The sequence below is a fragment of the Dactylosporangium siamense genome (assembly GCF_016862795.1).
Lineage (GTDB): Bacteria > Actinomycetota > Actinomycetes > Mycobacteriales > Micromonosporaceae > Dactylosporangium > Dactylosporangium siamense.
Window position 1 is genome coordinate 125,758 of record NZ_BONQ01000047.1, and the last position, 20,434, is coordinate 146,191.

Annotated in this window: 13 protein-coding genes; 11 read left to right on the forward strand and 2 right to left on the reverse strand. The window is 71.7% G+C overall.

Annotated elements, in window-relative coordinates:
* Window positions 1–194 precede the first annotated feature (194 nt).
* Window positions 195–530: a hypothetical protein gene (locus Dsi01nite_RS15150; protein ID WP_203846765.1), complete on the reverse strand. Its 336-nt coding sequence runs from the start codon at window positions 528–530 to the stop codon at window positions 195–197.
* A 478-nt stretch (window positions 531–1,008) separates the two neighbouring features.
* Here Dsi01nite_RS15150 and Dsi01nite_RS15155 point away from each other — a divergent pair, with 478 nt between their 5' ends.
* The 11 genes from Dsi01nite_RS15155 to Dsi01nite_RS15205 all read left to right on the forward strand — a co-directional run bounded on the left by Dsi01nite_RS15155 (window position 1,009) and on the right by Dsi01nite_RS15205 (window position 18,855).
* Window positions 1,009–1,389 (forward strand): hypothetical protein, encoded by a 381-nt coding sequence (locus tag Dsi01nite_RS15155; RefSeq protein WP_203846766.1) that lies wholly within the window; start codon window positions 1,009–1,011, stop codon window positions 1,387–1,389.
* A 1,093-nt stretch (window positions 1,390–2,482) separates the two neighbouring features.
* The gene (locus tag Dsi01nite_RS15160; protein ID WP_203846767.1) at window positions 2,483–4,744 is read left to right on the forward strand and encodes a baseplate J/gp47 family protein; all 2,262 of its coding nucleotides are present in this window, start codon (window positions 2,483–2,485) and stop codon (window positions 4,742–4,744) included.
* Between the two features lie 306 nt (window positions 4,745–5,050).
* A complete protein-coding gene (locus Dsi01nite_RS15165) occupies window positions 5,051–6,568 on the forward strand; it encodes a DUF2397 domain-containing protein (protein ID WP_203846768.1) in 1,518 nt (505 codons plus the stop codon).
* Window positions 6,565–7,764 carry a TIGR02678 family protein gene (locus Dsi01nite_RS15170; protein ID WP_203846769.1) on the forward strand — a complete coding sequence of 400 codons (1,200 nt, stop codon included), beginning with the start codon at window positions 6,565–6,567 and terminating at the stop codon, window positions 7,762–7,764. The genes Dsi01nite_RS15165 and Dsi01nite_RS15170 overlap by 4 nt, the downstream gene beginning before the upstream one ends.
* Window positions 7,761–11,921, forward strand: coding sequence for a TIGR02680 family protein (locus Dsi01nite_RS15175; protein WP_203846770.1), 4,161 nt, complete (start codon window positions 7,761–7,763; stop codon window positions 11,919–11,921). Before Dsi01nite_RS15170 ends, Dsi01nite_RS15175 begins: the two co-directional genes overlap by 4 nt.
* Window positions 11,918–13,219, forward strand: coding sequence for a TIGR02679 family protein (locus tag Dsi01nite_RS15180; RefSeq protein WP_203846771.1), 1,302 nt, complete (start codon window positions 11,918–11,920; stop codon window positions 13,217–13,219). The genes Dsi01nite_RS15175 and Dsi01nite_RS15180 overlap by 4 nt, the downstream gene beginning before the upstream one ends.
* A 213-nt stretch (window positions 13,220–13,432) precedes the next feature.
* Complete coding sequence (locus Dsi01nite_RS15185; RefSeq protein ID WP_203846772.1) at window positions 13,433–14,389, forward strand: DUF4261 domain-containing protein; 957 nt, start codon at window positions 13,433–13,435, stop codon at window positions 14,387–14,389.
* 18 nt (window positions 14,390–14,407) lie between these two features.
* Complete coding sequence (locus Dsi01nite_RS15190) at window positions 14,408–14,554, forward strand: hypothetical protein (RefSeq protein ID WP_203846773.1); 147 nt, start codon at window positions 14,408–14,410, stop codon at window positions 14,552–14,554.
* Between the two features lie 10 nt (window positions 14,555–14,564).
* On the forward strand, window positions 14,565–15,035 hold the full coding sequence (locus Dsi01nite_RS15195) for a hypothetical protein (protein ID WP_203846774.1): 471 nt from the start codon (window positions 14,565–14,567) through the stop codon (window positions 15,033–15,035).
* Between the two features lie 922 nt (window positions 15,036–15,957).
* Complete coding sequence (locus tag Dsi01nite_RS15200; protein WP_239135907.1) at window positions 15,958–17,478, forward strand: DUF4153 domain-containing protein; 1,521 nt, start codon at window positions 15,958–15,960, stop codon at window positions 17,476–17,478.
* A 498-nt stretch (window positions 17,479–17,976) separates the two neighbouring features.
* On the forward strand, window positions 17,977–18,855 hold the full coding sequence (locus Dsi01nite_RS15205; protein WP_203846776.1) for a hypothetical protein: 879 nt from the start codon (window positions 17,977–17,979) through the stop codon (window positions 18,853–18,855).
* 191 nt (window positions 18,856–19,046) lie between these two features.
* On the opposite strand, the gene Dsi01nite_RS15210 is transcribed toward Dsi01nite_RS15205, so the two are convergent.
* Window positions 19,047–20,387, reverse strand: coding sequence for a multicopper oxidase family protein (locus tag Dsi01nite_RS15210; RefSeq protein WP_203846777.1), 1,341 nt, complete (start codon window positions 20,385–20,387; stop codon window positions 19,047–19,049).
* Between the last annotated feature and the right edge of the window lie 47 nt (window positions 20,388–20,434).

Consider the following 20,434-nt stretch of genomic DNA (forward strand, 5'->3'; position numbering starts at 1 on the left):
GCCCGACCGCCTCGGTCCAAACGACCCTCCGTTCTGTCAGCCGGTCGTACCCGGCAGGACAGAGCCAGGCGACGAGTGGCGGTGCAGGCGAGCAACCAGGGCCGGGTCACCGCCGAGCCTCTGAAAGAGGTTCCGCACAGCCGCGGACAGCTCACCGCTGCGGCAGGACGCGACAACGCGCAGCCCTGCCCCGATCAGCTTCGGAAGCCGGCCTCGAGGATGCCCGCCAGCGTTCCGGCCCTGGCCTTGCACTCATCCACGCTGTCGAGCAGGAGCACATGCTGTCTGCCGTCGACGTGCACAGCGGCTTCAATAACATCGAAGAGCTTGGTCTCCAGCGACCACTCATGGTGCTGCACGAGATCGGCACAGTGCACCACCCACGCCGGCCGCGTCACCCTGATGTGCCGATCCGACCATCGCGATGCACGCGACTTGCCACTGCCGGTCTCGGCGACCTCGCGGAGAAACGCACCCTCAAGCTGCCGCGTCGCCTGAGGGCGCCGACTCCGGCCAGCCAAAATCCCCACCGGCCGCACCCATCGCCCTGAACAGCGCAAACCACCGAGACCGACCTGGGCCACAGGCGAATCTTCGCCGAATCAGGACGCGGCCGACCTCATCAGCGCCCGGCTGTCGAAGCGGCTGGAGGTGGTCGTGGAGCCGCTCGGCGACCGCGAGAAATTCGCAGCAGAACTTCGTACCCCTGCTCGCCGGGTTAGAAGACCAAGGGGCGGCGATCGCCGCCGTCGCGTCCCTCGAAGGCGTCGACGGGCCGGCGATTGTCGCGACGGCCGAACGCGGAGCCGACGCCGTCGCGGCCAGGTTCGGCCCGACGACGACGCAGGCCGGCAAGATCTACAACTGGCTCACCGACCCCGAAGCCGACCGACTCGCCGAACTCGAAGCGATGGCACCTCGCGACCGCGTCGTCGTGCGCCTGCGCACCAAGCAGAGGGCAGCCGCGACCTGGACCAACTGTCCACGGGACAACGCGCCGCCGCCATCTTGCTGCTGATCTTCGCCGTCGACGGCAAGCCGATGCTGCTCGACCAGCCGGAGGACGACCTCGACAACAGCTTCACCTACGAGGACGTCGTCGCCATCATCCGCCAGCAGAAGGCGCTCACGCCGGACGGGCACGACCGCCAGATCATCGCCGCCACGCACAACCCGAACATCCCGATGCTGGGCGACGCCGAACTCGTCGCCGTCCTCGACGCGACCAACGCGGGCATGGTCGTCACCAGTCACGGTTCCATCGATGACTTGACTATTCGTACCCACATCCGGCAGGTCCTCGAAGGCGGCGAAGAAGCATTCATGCGACGCTTCCACAAATACGGCGGCATGCGACCCGAACTCCCCGCACCACACCGGGCCGAATAGCACCGGCGCACCGCGCTGCGATTTCACCCCGCACCAAACGAATCGCCAAACGAGCGGGCCGTAGGCTAAGCGGAAGAGAGGCAGCCAAGCCTTTCAACCGTCGCCCGGACGCTGACTGCATCCGCGGCATCGCACAGCCATCCGGAGCAACGCCGACGGGACCTTCCCTGGTCCCGTCGGTGCCGGCCACCCTCCGAGCAGCCCACTCACGGCGCGGAAGTTGGCTGCGGAAGGTGCCGTTTGGGCTATTCGGAGCGCAACCGGGGTCACGGGTTAGCCACTTGAAGAAGCAGTCTTTCGTCGATAGGCTCAACACATGAATCCCCGCTTCGGGCAGGGATGCTATGGGTGGGGGTTAATGTCCCCCCTTCGACACACTAATTCCCACCAGCGGACATAGTTCCGCAAGGGGGTCGCGCCGGAAGGATCGGCTCCAGCGGGTTCACGACCTTGGCGCAGCCCTGACGGCAGTGGTGCGCAGGTCGGCCGTGCGACCAGCACGAATCGTGCCGGTGCCGGCACGATCGGCAGTGCAGCGGACCCTCCAGCCGGTAGTCCCGGGCTCCAGCATCGCGCGGCGCCGGAAGCGCGGTGATGTGCTGCGCGTCGATGAAGTCCACCACCGACACCAGTGCCGGATGGGCCAGCTGCCTGGAGATCACCCACTGATCAGTGCCGGCCCACGGCTGCGCCTTGAACGGGCCTGGCGGATGCGGCGGCGTATACCGCCCCGGCTGACGGTTCCACACCTGCCTGCCGGTGTGTACTTCGCGTTGCCCAGCACCGCCCGCACCGTCGTCAAACGCCCACCCGGCACCCGAGCGATGCGGGTTGCGTTCCCCGGTCCACCCGCGACGGGCACGGAACCCCGTCCTCGTTGAGGCCCCCTCCGATCGACAGATGCACCAGCGCGCGGTTGCCTCTTCGTCGATGGGTGCGGTCCTGGCGTCCCGGTCTTGTCGTTCGAACAGGGGGCGTCCGGAGACGGGCGCCGATCCGATAATGCAGTGACCGTCCGAACACCGGTGCCTACAGGAGGTGCGTGTTGACCACGTCGTTACCGAATCCCGATCGGCTGCCGGAGAAGGTGTACGTGGATCTGCTTGCCCTGCTGGGAGTCACCCGGCGACCGCCGGCCGCGGCCGCCGCCGACCTCGTGTTCACCCGGGTCGGTACCGGCGACGAACGCGTCACGATCCCGGCCGGTACCCGGGTGGGGGCGGCGGGTGGCCGCGAACCCGTCGTGTTCGCCACCGCCGCGCCAGCGACGATCGAGCCGGGCCAGACCGCGGTCACCGTGCGCGCCTGGCACGGGGTACCGGTCGACGGCGACCTGGTGGGCGAGGGCACCGGTGTTCCCGGACAGGTCCTGCGGGCAGCGGGGGCGCCCATCGTGCGCACCTACGCGCCCGACGACGTCCTGCTCGGTGTTGCCGTGCCGCCGGCGGCGGTCCGCGGGCCGGCGGTCCGCGAGTTCCGCGGGGTCACCTACGAGCTGTGGCGGCCGGTGGAGACGTTCACCGGCACCGGCCGGGAGTACCTGCTGGATCGGGTCGCGGGCACGGTCACCTTCGCCCCGGCGGCGGACGCGGTGCCACCGGCACGGGCCCAGATCCGTATGTGGTACTGGACCGGGGGCGGGCTCGCCGGCAACATCGCCGCCAACACCCTGACCGCGCTACGCGACCGGATCCCCGGGGTGCGCGTCACCAACCCGGCGCCGGCCCGCGGCGGGCAGGGCCTGGAAAGCGTGGCGGCGGCCCTGAGCCGGGCGCCGTACGAGTCGTTCGCACCGCGGCGAGCCGTCTCCGCCCGCGACTTCCGGGCACTCGCCGCCCGCTTGGACGGCATCGGCCGGGCGGACGCCTGCTCGGCCGGGCAGCCGGGCAGGATCGAGGCGGTGCTCGTGCCGGACGTGGCACCGCAGGACCGGCCGGGCTGGCGGTTGCCGGTCGAGGTGCTCACCGGCCGGGAGACGGACGACGTGCTCGAAGCGGCCCGGCGCGACCTGGACGGCCGGCGGTCGCTGGCCACGAGCCTGCACACCGGCTGGGCGCGGTACAAACCGGTGTCGGTCCGTGGCCGGGTGGTCGTCGCGGCCGGGGAGGACCCGGACGCGGTCCGTGCCCGCGTCCACGAGCACCTGTTCCAGGCGATCAGCCCGCTGCCGACCCTGGGTAGCCCCGACGGTTGGCCGTTGGGCGAGCCGTTGCGGGCGTCCGCCGTCGCCGGTGTCGTGGCGGAGGCCGCGCCCGTCGGGTCGCGGGTGGAGGAGTTGCGGTTCGTGGTGCTGGATGCACCCGACGGCCGGATCCGGACCCTCGCCGGCTGCCCGGCCGAACCCGGGGCCTGGTTCACCGGCAGCGGCGAGGTGGTGTTCCGGTCCACCAACGGCGGGTCGGGGTGGGAGGCGGTCGGCCGGTTCTCCGGCGAGGAGGTACGTCGGGTGGTGCCGGCAGCGGACCGGTCGGTCGCGGTCGTCACCGTCACCGGCGACCTGCACGCTCGGGTGTACCTGTCAGCAGATCTCGGCGAACGGTGGACGAAACCGGTCGAGCTGGAAGCCGCGGTGACCGCGGCGGCGTGGGTGGATCGCGGCGCGGCGGCCGTGCTGCTGCTGGCCACCGATACGGGCCTCTACGAACTGTCCCCGCAGCCGGGCGCGGTTCCGGTGCAGGTGCTCGTCGATCCGGCCGACGCGGACCGTGGCTTCAACGCCATCTCGGCGTTCGTCTCGGCCGGGGGTGTCACCGGGGTCGCCGTCGCGGCGCAGGCGCGTCAGGGTGTGTACCTGTCGACGGCGGGCGGCCGGGCCGGTACCTTCACCCCGGTCGGATTGTCCAATGTGGACGTGCGGACACTGGCTGTGCAGCAGGACGGAGCAGCCACGGTGCTGTGGGCGGGCGTCGCCGAGGCGGACCCCCGCCGTCCCGGGGTGGGCGCGCAGCGGGCCCGGCTCTTCGAGGCCGCCGTCACCTGGCAGGCCGTGTCCAGCGGCTGGAGCGGCGGCAGCTGCTGGGACCTGGCCTTCGACGGCCCGACCGTGCTGGCCGCCTCGCAGAACGCGGGTGTGCTCCGGTTGGAGACCGGTGCCGCCAGCCCGAGCTGGCGGTCGCCGGAGATCACCTGCGGCCTGCCGTTACGCGACCGCACCCGGTTCGCCCCGGTCGAGGCGGTCACCGTGTCCGCCGGCGAGGTGCTGGCCGGCACCGGCTTCGGTGTCCACCTGCGGACCGGCGCCGACCGTTGGGTGTCCGTCGCCAGCCGGGAGAACCGCGAGACGGTGACCATCCCGCCGACCTGGCTGCTGTGCTCCGGCGAGCACGACGTGACGGTGGTGCGCGACACCGCCTGACCCGGCTGGACCCGGCTCTGGCGGCAGGCGGTCGGCGAGGTACGCGGCCACCGCCGGGTGCCGCGCCGCCCGGGCCGGGCCCACGGCCGCGCGCCACCGGCGACCTTGTGCCTGCCGAAGATGCCATCCGGGCAGATCGACCGGCGCAGTTGAACCCTCGTGGAACGCTGCCGTTCGGGGTGCCACGTCGACGGTGGCGAGCAGGTCACGGACGGAAACCGCCATGACCCGCACCCGCAAGGCCATCCTCGCGTTCGACATCGACTGTCAACTACTCTCCGACCTGGACCCACTACAGGAGGCCATTTGTCAGCGGACCAGCGCTCCCCCGCTCCGGACCACCGCGCGTTGTTCTCCTATCTGACCGCTGACGCAGCGGACGACTACATCGCGATCATGCGGCTCTTCGCCGGCACGTTGCTCGCTGACCTGTCGGCCGAGGAGGTCGGCAGTCAGCTCACTGAGCGGGGCGTCGTCCTGGACCCGGACACGGTCGAGAGTCGCTGCCGGCAGCTGGTGGACTGGGGCAATCTGGTGCGCTCGGTCCGTGAGACCCGGGTGCCGACCGTGGCGGCGTACCACCGATCACGGTCGCGCTATCAGGTGTCGAAGCTCGGTGGCCGGCTCCATCGCGAGGCCGAAGAGCTCTTCCGGGCTGTCGACGGTGCCCGCGAGGTCGCTCGGGAGCTGCTCGCCCGCATCGTCGACAGCCTGGATCACATCCTCCTGCAGGTCGGGGACGTCAACCGGCGCATCGACGTGGAGGCGCTTGCAGGGGCGGTGACCGGCGTGTTCAACGACCACCAGATGTTCCACGAGTCGGTCACCGACTTCTACGCCTACCTGTCCGGCGTGCTGACCCGATATGACCTGGGCGGCGAGGAGTACACCCAGTTCAAAGGCCTCCTGCTGGATTACGTCGACCTCATCGGCGCCGACGTGAACCGCAACGCGCCGGAGATCCTGGAGCGGCTGCGGATTCTGCTGCAGCTCATCGACCGGGTGCTCGACCACCTCCCTGCGGTGCCCACGGTTGATGGTGAGGCGTTCACGATCGAACGGCTGCCGGGCCGGGCCCTGTCCGACTGGGAGCAGCTCGCCGCCTGGTACGGAGCGTCCGGCAGCCGGTCCGGCCCCGATCAGCTGCGGGCCGCCGCTCGGCAGGCGCTGGGCCAGTTGATCGCCAACGCCCGTCGCATGCTCACCGCGACCGGCACCGGGCTGTCGCGGCGTGCCGACCTGCTCAAGCTCGCGGCCTGGTTCCACAGCGCCGACAGCGACTCCGCGCACCGGCTCTACGACGCGGCGTTCGGCTGCTACCCCGCCCGGCACCTGCTGTTCGGGCCTGACGAGCCGGACACGGCGACCGGCCCCGGAACGTCCTGGTGGGAGTCGATCCCGGTCAACGTGCCGGTGTCGCTGCGTGAGCGGGGCGACCGGGCCGCCCGCGGGCGCAGCTCACGCGTGCCCGACCCGGGCACCGAAGCGCAGCGGTTGGTGGGCTTGGCTCACCAGCGCGACGCGGCCAGGCGGGCGGCCGCGGCGGAGCTCCTGGCCGCCGGTCCGCTGCACCGTAGCCGGCTCAGCAAGGCGGCCCGGGACCTGCTGCTGGAAAAGCTGTCCGCCGTCTTCGCCGCCGTGTCCACCTCGGCGACCCCCATCGAGCACCAGGACGCCGACCTCGGCCTGATGCTGCGAGCAACCCCGGCCAACGGCGACGCCACCATCGTGACCAGCGCCGACGGCGCCATCACCATCCACGACGTTCAGCTCGTCGCGGTCCCCATCGCCGGCGCCGCGCACCGTCTGGCGGCAGCCGGGTGAGCGGCCGCAACCTCGCCACCGCGAACCAGTCGGCGCGGGAACGCGTCGACGCGGCGCGGGCCCTGCTGGCCAACCCGCTGCTCACCGCAGCGCAGGCGGAGGAGCTGGCCCTCGTGCGGCTGCACGCCCCCGCACTGCGCGGCACGTTTCAGACCCTGCTCGGGTACAACTTGATCATCGAGTCGTCGTTCGCAAGACTGGTCAAGGGCCCGTTGAGCCAGGACGCGCCCGCGAGACCGGCGCGCCGCTCCGACCACAGCGCATGGACGCCCATCACGTACACCCACTTGGCACTGCTCTGCGCCGCGCTGCTGGCTCCTGGAACAGGCGAGCAGACGCTCATCTCCGCCCTCATCGACCAGGTCCGCTCGGACGCCGCGACAATCGGGGTCAGCATCGGCGACACGCTGCCAGAGCGTCGCGCACTGGTGACCGCCGTCGGGCACCTCATCGACTGGGGGGTGCTGTCCGAGACCGACGGCACGGCGGCAGGCTGGAGCGAGCGGCGCGACGAGGCGCTGCTGACCATCCACCGCGCGGTGCTGCCCCACCTCCTGGCCCGACCGCTGTCAGGCCTGTCGCACCCGGACGACCTGCTGGCCACCGACCCTGCCGTGGCCGACCAGCCGCGCCGGTCGCTGCGCCGCAAGCTCGTCGAGAACCCGCTCGTGCGGCGCGAAGACCTCACCGACGCCGAGCGCGACGTCCTGTCCCGCGAGCGTGGCGAACTGACCCGCATGCTCGATGAGCACTTCGGCCTTACCGTCGAGGTCCGCGCCGAAGGCGTCCTGGCCTACGACGCCGGCGGCAGTCTCACCGACATCACGTTCCCGGGAACGGGCACGGTAAAGCAGGCCGCGCTGCTCCTGCTGGCCGAGCTGATCGACTCGGGCCAGCCGGACCACGCCGCGAGGGCCACGCCCGGTGTCGTCGCTGGCTGGGACACGGTCGACGAAGCGCTGGCGAGGCTCACCGACCGGCATCGCCGCGCCTGGGGCTCGACTCTGGTCGACCAACCCCTCCGAATGCGCGACGAGGTCGTCGCCCTGCTAGTGGACATGAGCCTGGCCACCGCCGGCGACGCGGGGCTGCTGATCCATCCGGCGGCCGCCCGCTATCGTCCTCAGCCGTTGTCCGCGCCGCCGACCAGAGCGTCCAGGCGCCTGGCCGACCAAGGCGAGCTGGAGTTCGCATGAGCGACACGTTCGACGGGACACCGCTGCGGCACCATCCGCACCGATGGCGGCTGTCCAGGGCCGGTTTCGTCAACGTCTGGCACTACTACGAGACCACCTTCGACATCTCCGGCGGGCGGCTCATCCTCCGCGGCACCAACGGCTCGGGCAAGTCCCGTGCGCTGGAGATGCTGTTGCCGTTCCTGCTGGACGCCGACCGCCGCAACATGGGCACCGGGTCGTCTGTCCGGATGGAAGACCTGATGAACGCCGGGGCGGGCGAGCAAGGCAACCGGCTCGGCTACATGTGGCTGGAGCTACGCCGCGACCCCGACCCGGCCCTCGACGGCGGCGGCGAGCCGCAGCACCTCACCCTCGGTGCGCTGGTCCGCTTCGCGATCAGCACCAAGGAAGCCAAGGTCTGGTACTTCACCACACCCCTGCGGGTCGGTGACGAACTGCCGCTGCTCGGCCGGGACCGGCAGCCGCTGTCACGGCGGGACCTCGCGGAGCTGGTCACCGAGGAGCGCATCACCGACGTCGCCGAAAAGCACCGGGAGCGGGTCCGCGCCGAGGTGTTCGGACTCACCGGGCAGCTCGGCAAGGAACGCTTCGACGGGCTGCTCAAGCTCCTGCACACGCTCCGCTCGCCCGACGTCGGCAACCGGATCGAGGAGGGCCGGCTGCCGGCGATCCTCGCCGACGCGCTGCCGCCGTTGTCCGAGGACGCGCTGACCGACGCCGGGCAGCAGCTCGACGGTCTGACCAGCACCCGCGCGGACCAGGAGCGCCTCGAGGCGGCCCGCGAGCAGATCACGACGTTCCTCGACGTCTACCGCAAGTACGTGACCGGCGTGCTCAGCGCCTCGCTGCTCTCGGTCAAGGACCGGGCCGCCGTGGTGCGGCAGTCCGCCGGGGACGCGGCGCGGCTCGCCGCCGCCGCCGAAAAGCTGGAACGTGGTGCCGCCGACGCGCAGGAACGCACAACCGCGCTCGACGAGCAGGTCCAGCAGCTGGACGCGACGCTGGCCGCGCTGCGCGAGTCGGACGCCTACCGCAATGCGTCCGACCTGCTGCAACTGACGACGGTCGTGCGGACACTCGCTTCGACGGCGGACAAGGCGTTCGATCACGCCGCCCAGCTGCGCGACGACGAAGCCAGGCGGGCCAGAGAGGCCGGGCCGGTCGCCGACGACGTCGCATCGGCCGTCGTGGCGCTGTCGGACACCGTACAGCGGCTGCAGGTGCTCCTGCCCAGCATCGGCATCGCGACGCACGGCCTGCCCACCGCCGTCCAGGTGGATCGCGGGCCCGGACCGCAGCCGACCGATCTGGTCCGGACATCCCGTGAACAGGACCCGGAGCGTCTGGCCCGTCCCGCCGCTGACACCCTCACGCTCGTGCCGGCTGACGTCGGCGACATCGTCGAGGCCGCCCGGCAGGTCGAGCCCGCAGCACAGGCGCGTTCCGCGCAGGCCGCCAACCGGGCGGCCGACGCCCGGAGACTGCGCCACGAGCGTCAGCGGGTCGACGCCGCCGCCACCAAGGCCGGCGACGCCGAGCAGCGAGCCGTAGAGGACGAGCAGGCCGCCGAACAGGCCGCCGAGCAGCGCGACGACGCCGCGATCGCGCTGGCCGACGCATGGCACACATGGACCACCGCCCGAGCCACCACGGACCTGCTCGGCACCACCGACTGGCCGGCACACCCGATCCTCGGCGCGATCCTCGCCGACCGGACGGCGCTGTGCGGTGACGGGCGACCAGCGGTCACGCTGCCCGAGCTGGACCGCGCCGCCGACGACGCGGTGTCGGAGGCCGAAGCTGACGTGGCGGCCGCACTGTCACGGCTCGACGACGCCGACCGGGCCGACGCCGAGACCGTCGGGCGACTCACCGCGGAGCGAAAGCAGCTCCTGGAGGCGCAGGATCCCGAGCCGCAGCCACCGAGCTGGGTGCGGCCGTCCGGCGGCGCTGCGCTGTGGCGATGCCTGGACTTCGCGGACGGCGTCGACGACCAGCGCCGCGCCGGCATCGAGGCGGCGCTGCTGGCCTCCGGTCTCCTCGTCGCTGAAGTCGACGAGGACGGCCGGCTCACCACCGCCGACGGGCAGCTGCTCGTCTCGCCGACGGGAGGGCCGGCGACGCGGCCGCTGTCCGCAGTGCTCACCGCCGACCCGGACGGTCCGGTGGCGCCCAACGCGGTCGCCGCGCTCATCGAGCGGATCGCGTTCAACGACCCGGGTGCGGGAACCTGGGTCGGCGACGACGGTCGCTGGGGCAACGGCCCGCTCCGCGGCCGCCACACCGTCCCGGCGGCCCGGCACATCGGCGCCGCCGCACGCGCCGCGGCACGGGCCGCCCGTCTGGCGCAGATCGCGACCGAACTCGCCGACCTGGAGGCCGCCCGGGAGCTCCGCGACCGGGATCGCGAGCAGCTGCGGCATCGACGGCTGGCACTGCGGGACCTCCGCAGGTCTGCGCCGCGGTCTATGGTGCTAGCCCAGGCAAGGGCCGAGTATGCTGCGGCCGTCAAACAAGCCAGCCGATCGGCGGCCAGCGCGGGAACGCTCCGGGCCGAGGCCGATCGGCTGGTACGCGCCTGGGCTGAACAGGACCGGGAGCACCGGCGCGTCTGCGCCGAGTTCGCCCTGCCGGCCGACGAGGAACCGCTGCTCGAGCTGCGGCGCCGGGCAGACAAGGTGGTCGTCGGGTGCGCCGACGTGGGCACCGGCGCCGCCGGGGTGCGCCAGGTGCTGCGCCGGTACGCGTCGGCCGTCGAGGCTGTCGCCGACACGGCCGCCCGCCGAACCGATGCGGAGCAGGACGCCGGGAACGCCTGGGAGACGTGGCGCAGCGAGGCGACGAGACTCGACGTTTTACGCGACGCGGTCGGTGCCGAGGCCGACACCGTCCAGCGGCAGGAGGCGCAGACTGAAGCAGCCCTCAAACAGGCCAGGACCCAGCTGCGCGCCGCAACCGAGACGGTCCAGCGCCTGACGCGCGAGGCTGCCACCGCCGCCGCCGAAGCGGGGCACGCGCTCGGCCGCGTCCGCGAACTGAGGGAAGCGCTGGCCGAAGACACCGCAGCCGTACTGCAAAGGCTCAGCCAGCCCGGGGTCATCGAAACCGCCTTCACGACCCGACCCGAGTCCATGTTCGCGGACACAGCACCAGAAGTCGTCGAAACCAGCGCGGCGACGCTGCTGGCCGGCCTGCGACGGGCGAAAGCCGACGAGAACGCCCTCCTCCGTGCTCAACAGGCGTTCGAGCAGGCCATCTCCGGCAGCTACGACGTTTCCGCCACCGTCTCGGCAGGCATCAGGCTGTTCGAGCTGATCGACGCCGACGGCCGGCGGCCGCTCGCCCAGGCCGCCGTCGAGGTCGAGCAGCAGTGCGAGGCCGGCCGCGCCGCGCTCACGGCACGGGAGCAGCAGGTGTTCACCGACTTCGTCCTCGGTGAGGTCGGTGAGGAACTGCGGCGCCGGCTCGGTCAGGCGACGCACCTGATCGCGGCCATGAACGGCAGCCTCCGGTCGATCCGCACCAGCCAGGGCATCGGGGTACGCCTCACCTGGAAGCTGTCCGATGACGCGAGCGGCGACATCGCGCGGATCAAGGAGCTGATCACGACTGCCGCGGCGGTCCGCACAGCGATGCAGGACCGGGAACTCACGGCGCTGCTGTCCGCCCGGGTCGCCGCCGAAGCCGTGCAGGATCCGACCGCGGGATACGCCATTCACCTCCGTGGTGCGCTGGACTATCGGGCCTGGCACACCGTCGAGGTCTTCATCACCGGCCCGGAACCAGGTCGCGAGCGAAGGATCAGCCGCCGGGCGAAGTTGTCCCAGGGCGAGACACGGTTCGTGTCGTACGTGACGCTGTTCGCCGCGATCGACGCCTACCTGTCCGGCCTGGAGAACCCGGCGACATCACTGCGGCTCATCCTCCTCGACGACGCGTTCGCCAAGGTCGACGAACCCACCATCGCCGAACTGCTCGGCCTGCTGGTCCGGCTGGACGTCGACTTCGCGATGACCGGCCACGCACTGTGGGGCTGCGTGCCGCAGGTCCCGGCCCTCGACATCTACGAGATCTGCCGCGAGGAAGGCACCCCCGCCGCGACCGCCCACGTCCGTTGGGACGGTCGTAACCGACAGTTCCTGCACACCGCATGAGCGATCACCGACCACCGCTGCCGCCCGGCCTCCGCGCATATCTGACCGGCCCGGAGCTCGCGGGTGTCTGGTCCACCGCCCGCGCCCGGCTGGAGCGCAACGGCCTCCAGATCACCGGCACGATCAGTGTCGACCTCGACGCCGCCGCGGCCGACCGCCTGTCCGGCCTGCTCAGCCGGCCGCTGCAAACCGGTCCGGGGCGACCCGTCAAGCTCGCCGACCTCGATGAGGCGCTCCGCCGCTCCGCAGCCCAACTTGGCCTCGTTTCCGCATTGCAGGCCATCCACGGCCGGCCGGTGACCGACCATCGCGCGGCGCGCCGGGACGTGCAGACACAGTGGGACGCAGTATGGCTCCGGCTCGACGCGGCGCTGGCCGGCGCCGGACTGGCCGACGCGGCATGGGTTCCCGCCTGGATCGCCGGCATGCGAAGCACCGGTGTCCTCACCCGGGCCGGGATCGACGCCGCAGACCGCGCGCTGGACCACGCGGTTGCCGCCCTCGCCGTCCTGCTGCCGCCCGCGGACCGGCCGACGGTCGAACTCGCCGCCCTGGCGAGCCGGGTCACTGGTGACGCCCACGGGCTGGACGACACGACGCTGGCGTCGCTGGTGCTGCTGCGCGCCGCCGCACTCGCACACGACAGGCCGGTGCCGGAAACCGCCGCCCAACGGCGGGACCTCTGGCAGCTCCTCGGCGTCGCCACCGACGCGGTCTCCGGAACGGTCCTCACCTGGCGGCTCCAACCACCCAGTGAGGACCGCTGGTCGAGGATGATGCGGGACCGGGCCAACCTCGGCCTCATCACCCATCTCACCCTGCACGAACTCGACAGGGCGGGTGCGGTGTCCTACGCCGGACCCGGCCAGGTCGTCTCCGTCTGCGAGAACCCACAAGTGCTGCAGGCTGCCGCGCACGCCGGCGTCGAGGCGCCGTTGATCTGCTTGTCCGGCAACCCCGCAACCGTCGGCACGCGCCTGCTGCGAGCACTGATCTCGGCCGGGAACCCTGTCCGGTACCACGGAGACTTCGACTGGCCCGGCGTCGCCATCGCCGGGCGCATCATCAGCCTCGGCGCCTCGCCTTGGCGTATGTCGGCCACTGACTACCGAACGGCGGCAGCGATGCTCGACCCCGACCACGCGATCGCCCTGACCGGCAAACCCGTTCCGACCGCATGGGAACCCGCGCTCAGCGCCGCCATGCAGGCTCGTGGACTGGCCGTCCACGAGGAGTCCTTGCTCGGTGTTCTCCTCATGGACCTCGCTGACGACCACGGGACGACGATCAGCCCGTGATCAGTCCGTCACGAGTACCTGCGCGTTCCCAGCGCTGGAATGGCTCACTCGCTGGTGGCCCGCCGAATATGATCAATCAATGCTGGCCAGGCTGCTTCTGCCTCGGCACGGCGTGCGGCGCAGCACTCCGGCCCGGCCGAGCAGATGATCGCGGCGCACATCCCGGCCCCACTCCCCCGCGCCCGACCGGACGGGCTGACTACCCTCTGCGGAATGGCTGACGATCTTGTGTACGCGGTGCGGCTGTTCGTCCCCGGTACCGCCGCCGACCCGACCCAATGGCAGGACGCCCTGGGACGGTCCGGCCTGACGTTGGACGGCGACTCGCTCACGTCGCAGCACCTTGGCTTCCGCGCGCTGGCGGAGTGGGTCGCCAACGACGGCTCGTTCGGGGATTCGTTCGGCTACGGCACGGTGACGCCGCAGGAGCAGCGCGCCATCGCCGGTGCCGGCAGCGCGCTGGTGCTGGATCTGCCGGTGTACCTCGGTGCGGCGGCGGACCAGGTGGCGGCGCTGATCGCCGCGCTGGGCGACGCCGGTGCGCTGGGCGTGCGGCTGGAGCAGTCGAAGCTCGGCTGGACCGTCCCGCGCTGGATGCAGGCACTGCAGGGCGGCGACCCGTGGCTGCTGTACCGCAGCACCGTCGTGGTCCTGCAGGACGGCGGAGTGTCGCGCTCCTGCGGCATGCACGCTTTCGGGTTGCCGGACGCGGAGGTCGAGGCGCCGCCCGCCGAGGCCAACCGGCTCCTCGGGGTGTTCAACGTGTACCAGCTGGCCGAAGACCCGGTCCTGGTCACCGGCGACACCTTCCAGCCGGACATGGACACCCCACGCCGCCGCCTCGAACGCTGGCCCGACGCCGGCTACCCGCAGGACCACGCCTGCCACAACCCGTTCGGCGCCTGGCGGCTGGGCCCCGAGGGCGGCGTGGCGGATCCGCGGCGCGAGCTTCGGCTGGTGTTCGTCCCCGCGCTGGTCGCCGTGCTCACCGCCGCCGAGCGGCAGGCCGGCCGCCCACTGCACCGCGATGAGGTGGAACGCCTCACCAGTGGTGGCGCCTGCATGGCGATGCAGTACGGCGACGCGCAGCACCTCGAACGCACCCGCGGCTACGCCGACATCGAGCCGGAGCTCGCCTGGAGCCAGTGGCAGGTCCTGCGCTCAGCGTGACGGCAGCGTCACCGGGCCATGGTGGGATTCGGCGCGGGCGGCTGCCCGTCGCAGCTGACCGACGACCCCTCGAGCGGCTGGCAGTTCCTCGCGCCGTGCCCGCTCAACCAGCCCGACTGCGCGCCCAACCAAACGGGGCCGGGCGGCGGCACGGTGCCCATCTAGGATGGTGTCGATGAGAGGTCTCCGGTTCCTGGTCGCGGTGGCGCTGCTCCCGGCGCTCGCCGCGGTCGCCGGGTGCACGCCGCGCGAGGTGTTCCTGGCGGCCGCGGGCTGGAGCGACGGGCAGCCGGTCGTGGTCCTCGCGCCGTGCAAGGGCAGCAAGGTCACCGAGGTGGCGCTGTACGAGGAGTCCGGGTCGGCGTGGGAGGTGACCAACGACGCCGGGGTCGACTACGCGGAGTTCCCGGTGTTCTCGACCCCGGCCGGGTGGACGCAGACGATCGGTGAGCTGCGGGAGCTGCGGGACGACACCTCGTACGCCGTGCTGGGCGAGATCAGCGGACACCCGCCGGTCGCCGGGGTGCGGTTCACGGCGCCGCAGTTGCGCGAGCTCGGGCCCGACGAGGTGCTCGCCCGGCCCGGCAAGACGGCGGAGAAGATGTCGAAGGCCGCGTACCGGAAGTTCGCCCGCGGCGCGTGCTGACCGCCGGGGGCGGTCATTCCACGGTGGCGTAGAGGATCACGGTAGTGACGGCGGCAACCTGCCGGCGGACACCGCCGGTTCTGCGCGTTGGACTGCCCGGCCCCTCGTCCCGGGAAGCCGCGTCCTCGCAGGTAGACGGTGGTGCAACGTCCCACCGTCCCAGGTGTGCGCCACGGGCTGGTCCGCGGCCGGGCCGCCGTGCCATGCTCCCTGCCGCCGGGCCGTGCAGGGAAAATGCGGTCCGGACCAAAGCGCCAGTTGGCGCCACGCCCCGCCATCTCCACACTGCCGTGTTACGCACCGTCACTATTTGTGACGACCCGCCGATCTGGGCTGATCGGCGGGACGGCGACGGACGGTGAGCACGGGTGTGGTCCGGCAACTGTCCACCGACACGTGGAGCTACCCAATGACCGACGCCCTACCCGACGAAGTCGATCCGACCGTCCAACCGCCCGTGGCCGTACCGTATCTGCTGGTCATGCCCGGCGGCGATGGACAGCCGCAGCCGGTCGCCTGGCCCGGCACCGCCGAGGGGCAGACGACGTGGGCGATTCCGGTGACGATTCCCGCGGGAACCCCGGGATTCGCAGTGTTCGTGCCCCTGGTCCCGGGTGCGCAGGCCAAGCCTGTCGACGGCATGACGGCCGCGCCCGTTGAGCCCGCGCCAGTCACGCCCGTTGTGGCCAAGCCAGTCACGCCCGTTGTGGCCAAGCCAGTCACGCCCGTTGTGGCCACAGCCGCCGCGCCTGTTGAGGAACTGCCCGACGACGAGCTCGAAGAGGACGAGGACGAAGACGAAGACGAAGACGACGAGGCTGTCGCACCGCCGTCTGGCGCGCCCCTCCCGCCGCCGGGCTCACCCTTCCCGCGGCAGCCTGCGGCGCCCTCGTACCGGCCCTATCAGACCGTTCCGCGGGTCATGGGGCCGCCGCGACCGCTGGCGCCCGGGTTCCTGGAAGCACGTTGGCCCGGGCCGAAGCCGGCGAGCGGCTGGCGCGTGCCGGTCGCCGTGCTCGTCGGCGGACTCGTCGCCGCGATCGTCCTGCCCGGCACGCGGGTCGGCATCGGCTGGTTCCTCGGTGGGTTCGCGCTCGTCGCCGCCGTCATCGCCGGCATCTGGCCGGCCGCCGCAGCACTGCCGAAGGCCGACCGTGCGATGCGGGCCGTCTGGGCCGGCTCCGCGGTCGTCCTGCTGTCGGTGCTGGCGTTCCGCAACGCCTGGTGGCTCGTCACGTTCTGCGTGCTGGGCGCGCTCGGCTGCGCCGCCCTGGCCATCGTCGGCGGCCAACGCGTCCGCTCCATACTGTTCAGCCTCGTGGCGGCGCCGTTCGCGGCCTTGCGCGGCATCCCGTGGGTGGCCAAGCACCTCAGCGCCACCGGCGACCGGCGCGAGCCGCCCCGCCACACCCAGCGCGTCGTCTGGTCGGCCATCATCACGGTCCTGTTCGTACTGGTCTTCGGCGCGCTGCTCTCCTCCGCCGACGCCGCGTTCTCGCAGGTGCTCTCCGCCATCGTGCCGACGGTCAGCGTCGGCCGCGTGTTCCTGTTCATCATGTGCGCGCTGATCGCCGTCGCGGCCGTCTACACCGTCGCCGCGCCGCCGGACCTGTCCACCATCGACAAGCCGGGCACCGCGCGGCTGCGCCGCCTGGAGTGGGGACTGCCGATCGGGGCGCTGGTCCTGCTGTACAGCGGATTCGTCGTCGTGCAGGCCACCGTCCTGTTCGGCGGCCAGCACCACGTGCTGCAGACCGCCGGCCTCAGCTACGCCGAATACGCCCGCAGCGGCTTCTGGCAGCTGGCGACCGTCACGGTACTGACGATCGCCGTGCTGGGCGGCGTGACCCGCTGGGCCAGCCGCGAGGACCGGGTCGACCGCATCCTGCTGCGCACGCTGCTCGGCCTGCTCTCGTCGCTGAGCATCGTGATCGTCGTGTCGGCACTGTCCCGCATGTACGCCTACCAGAAGGTCTACAGCTTCACCGGCGAGCGCATCTTCGTGATGGCGTTCGAGCTGCTCCTCGGCACCGTGTTCATCATGATCATGGTGGCCGGCATCCGGTGGCGCGGCGCCTGGATCCCGTCGACGAGCGTCGGTCTCGCGGTCGTCATGCTGCTCACCCTCGCGGTGCTCAACCCGGAGGACTACGCGGCCCGCCGCAACATCGCGCGCTACAAGGAGACCGGCAAGATCGACGCCTGGTACCTGCGCGCCCTGTCCTCCGACGCCACCCCGGCCCTGTCGACCCTCCCGGACCTGGTCCGCCGCTGCACGCTGAGCTGGATCGTCGCCGACCTGGACGAGCCGGACCCGTGGTACGGCTGGAACCTCGGCCGCGAAAACGCTCGTGACGCCCTGGACCGCGTGGGCTCCTCCGGCATCGGAGGCTCGAGCGACTGCCAACGGGCCGACCAGTTCGACCTGCCGAAGACACGCTGACGCGCCACCCACGGACCGGGCCGCAGCACGGCGGCGGCCCGGTCCGGGCCGTTCGGCTGCGTTCAGACCGTGCGGATCGCCTTCGCGAGGTTCACCTCCAGTTCGGCCTTCGTCTGCTTGACGACCTACGCCGGCCGGTCGCGGTCGACGCGCCACGACTCGCTCGGCGGGCATCATGGCCCGGTCGGTCAGCGGGCTCGCCGACGACCGGTTTCCGTCACGACTCCATCCTGACCGGCATCCAGGCGATCACGAACCCGGGTGCCGCCAACAAACTTCACCGTCGACGACAACGTGGTGCACGGTACCCGCAACGGCAGCCGCACACTGGAAGGTGACTCCGGCGCTCCGGTGTACACCGTACGGTCGGACGGCGGCATCGCGGCGAAGGGCATCCACAGCGGCGGCACGACAGCGGCGACCGCCAACCCCTGCCACGATCTACGACCCGTACACCACGCTCCCCGGTTACCTGCTGACCAGCTGAAAGGACCCGCCATGCGTGCCCTGGGCGTCGCGATCCTGCTCGCCGCAGCACTGACGGCGACCGGCTGCGATGCCCAGGAGCCCCCTACCGTCGGCTTCGGCGGACCGAATCCGGCGGTCGGGGACTCCGCGGCCGACGCACTCGCCGCCTGGCGGGACTTCCCGGCCGACCGGCATCCGCGGCCGGTGGTGCTGCTGGGCGACCCGGCAGTGGTGGGGCGGGGCTTCGCCGACGTGGCGGGCAAGGAGGCCTTCGCCGCGCGCAGTTTCACGCTGACCGCCACCGCCCCGGCCGCCCCGAACCCCACCGCCCGCGTCCAACTGCCCGACGGCGCGGCCGACCTCCCGATCGTCGCCGCCGCCGACGCGTTCACGGCGCTGTCGCGCTCCGGCCTCCTGCCGGGCAGCGAGCCGAAGCCTTCGAGCACGTATCCGCCGCTCGTCCTGGACCGCGTCTCCTTCGGTACGGCCGAGTTCCGGACCGACCGCGGCGCGGCGACGCTGCCGGCCTGGCTGTTCTCCGGCCCGGGCCTGCTCGACCGCATCGCGTGGCCCGCTGTGGCGCCCGAGGCGATCTGGCACCTCGGTGCGCTGGCCGACTCGGGGCGCACCGGCCGGGTCTCGCCGGACGGCCGGACGTTGACCCTGCACCTACCCGAGGCACCTACCGCCTGCGACGACCCGGCGGTGACCTACCACGCCGTCGCGCTGACGTCACGGCAGGCGGTGGCCGTCCACATCGAACCGACGCGTACCGCAGCACCCACACGGGCCAACTGCGCCGGCGACGACATGCTGCGCCTGACCGACTACGACGTGACCCTGACCGAGCCGCTCGGCGGTCGCGTGGTGCTCGGCCCGAACGGCAGCCCGATCGCCATCTCCGCCTGAGTAGCCTGGCTCCGTGAACAGGCCGGTCGTGATGGCGGCGTCGGTGGCGAGCTCAGCCCTGATCCACCGACGAGATTGATGTGGCGGGGATGCCCCGGACGCGACAATGCCCCCGCTGCGCGGGGTCGTCGCCGACCGGCTGCGTGTGCCCACGGACAAGGCAAGGTCTGGCGAGGTCAGGGCGGTCGGGCTCAGCCATGGTGGTGGCTCGACAGGGTGCGTGGCACCGCCGCTTCGGTCCCGGGCTCCACGATGACGAACTGGCCCATCATGCCCTTGTCCTCGTGCCTGAGGATGTGGCAGTGGTACATGTACGGCGCCGTCGGATCGGTGTGGTGCCCGAACTGCACGGCGAGCCGCACAGTGGACTTGCCCGGGACGAACACCGTGTCCTTCGGGCCCTGCAGGTATGCGGGCGGTTGTTTGCCGTTGACGTCGAGGACCCGGAATGCGACCTCGTGGATGTGGAAGTTGTGGGCGTACACCGTGTTCTGCACGTGCCAGATCTCGGTGGCGCCGGCGGGGACGACCTCATCGATGCGGGTCATGTCCATCTCCCGACCGTTGATCTCGTCGCTGCCGCTGAGCCGGAACCGGCGCTCGTGTGCCCCCGCGGTCGCCTCGATGCGCGGTGTGCCGGCGAGCCGCTGCGGGACGGGTTTGCCCGGCTTGAGCTGCTCCGCCGCGACGAATTTCAGCAGCTGATGCTCGCCCTCGTCGATCCCGTTGTCACCGGCGACGCTGCGCAGCACGACCTGCTCGCGTGGTGCGAACTCGGCCACGATCTCGAGCCGCTCGCCGGGGCTCAGCTGCACCCGGTCGACCACCGCGGGTGCGCTCAGCAGCCCCGCATCGGTGCCGATGACGGTGAAGCGGCGCCGGTCGGCGAATTCAACGTTGTACATCCGGGCGTTGGATCCGTTGAGGATCCGCAGCCGTACCGACGTGGTGGTCACCTCGAAGTACGGGTCGTAGACACCGTTGACCAGGATCTGACTGCCGATGAGACCCCACGTCGGCTTCGGGTTCTCCGACAGCGCACCGTCCGCGTCGAGGATCTTGTCCTGCAGGATGAGCGGGACGTCGTCCACGCCGTACGTCGACGGCAGGCCCAGGCCGGTCGTCTCCGGGTCGTCGACGAGAAAGAGGCCGGCCAGGCCCCGATACACGTGCAGTGCGGTGCTGCCGTGCGGGTGTGGGTGGTACCAGGACGTCGCCGCCGGCTGATCGATCGTCCAGTGGGGCGTCCAGGACGCTCCCGGCGCGATCATCTGGTGCGGTCCGCCGTCCATCGCCGCGGGGAGCCGCATGCCGTGCCAGTGAACGGTGCTCGCCTCACCGAGGTTGTTCTGCACCCGCATGACGACCCGGTCACCGCGCGCCACCCGTACCGTCGGACCGAGAAAAGCCCCGTTGAAGCCCCACGTCGCTGTCGGCTTTCCCGGGAGGATCGCGGTCCGCCCCGCCTGCATGGTCAGCGAGAACTGCTTCGTCCCGTCCGCCGAGACTGTGGGCGCCAACAGCGGGGGCACGGTCAGTCGATTGACGAACGACAGGCCGGCGTTGCCCGTCGGACCCG

Bases quoted from the DNA above. Each gene is read 5' to 3' on its own strand.
- Dsi01nite_RS15175 (WP_203846770.1), top strand. From the start codon at position 7,761: ATGAGCGACACGTTCGACGGGACACCGCTGCGGCACCATCCGCACCGA.
- Dsi01nite_RS15195 (WP_203846774.1), top strand. From the start codon at position 14,565: ATGAGAGGTCTCCGGTTCCTGGTCGCGGTGGCGCTGCTCCCGGCGCTC.
- Dsi01nite_RS15205 (WP_203846776.1), top strand. From the start codon at position 17,977: ATGCGTGCCCTGGGCGTCGCGATCCTGCTCGCCGCAGCACTGACGGCG.
- Dsi01nite_RS15200 (WP_239135907.1), top strand. From the start codon at position 15,958: ATGGGGCCGCCGCGACCGCTGGCGCCCGGGTTCCTGGAAGCACGTTGG.
- Dsi01nite_RS15190 (WP_203846773.1), top strand. From the start codon at position 14,408: ATGGTGGGATTCGGCGCGGGCGGCTGCCCGTCGCAGCTGACCGACGAC.
- Dsi01nite_RS15185 (WP_203846772.1), top strand. From the start codon at position 13,433: ATGGCTGACGATCTTGTGTACGCGGTGCGGCTGTTCGTCCCCGGTACC.
- Dsi01nite_RS15180 (WP_203846771.1), top strand. From the start codon at position 11,918: ATGAGCGATCACCGACCACCGCTGCCGCCCGGCCTCCGCGCATATCTG.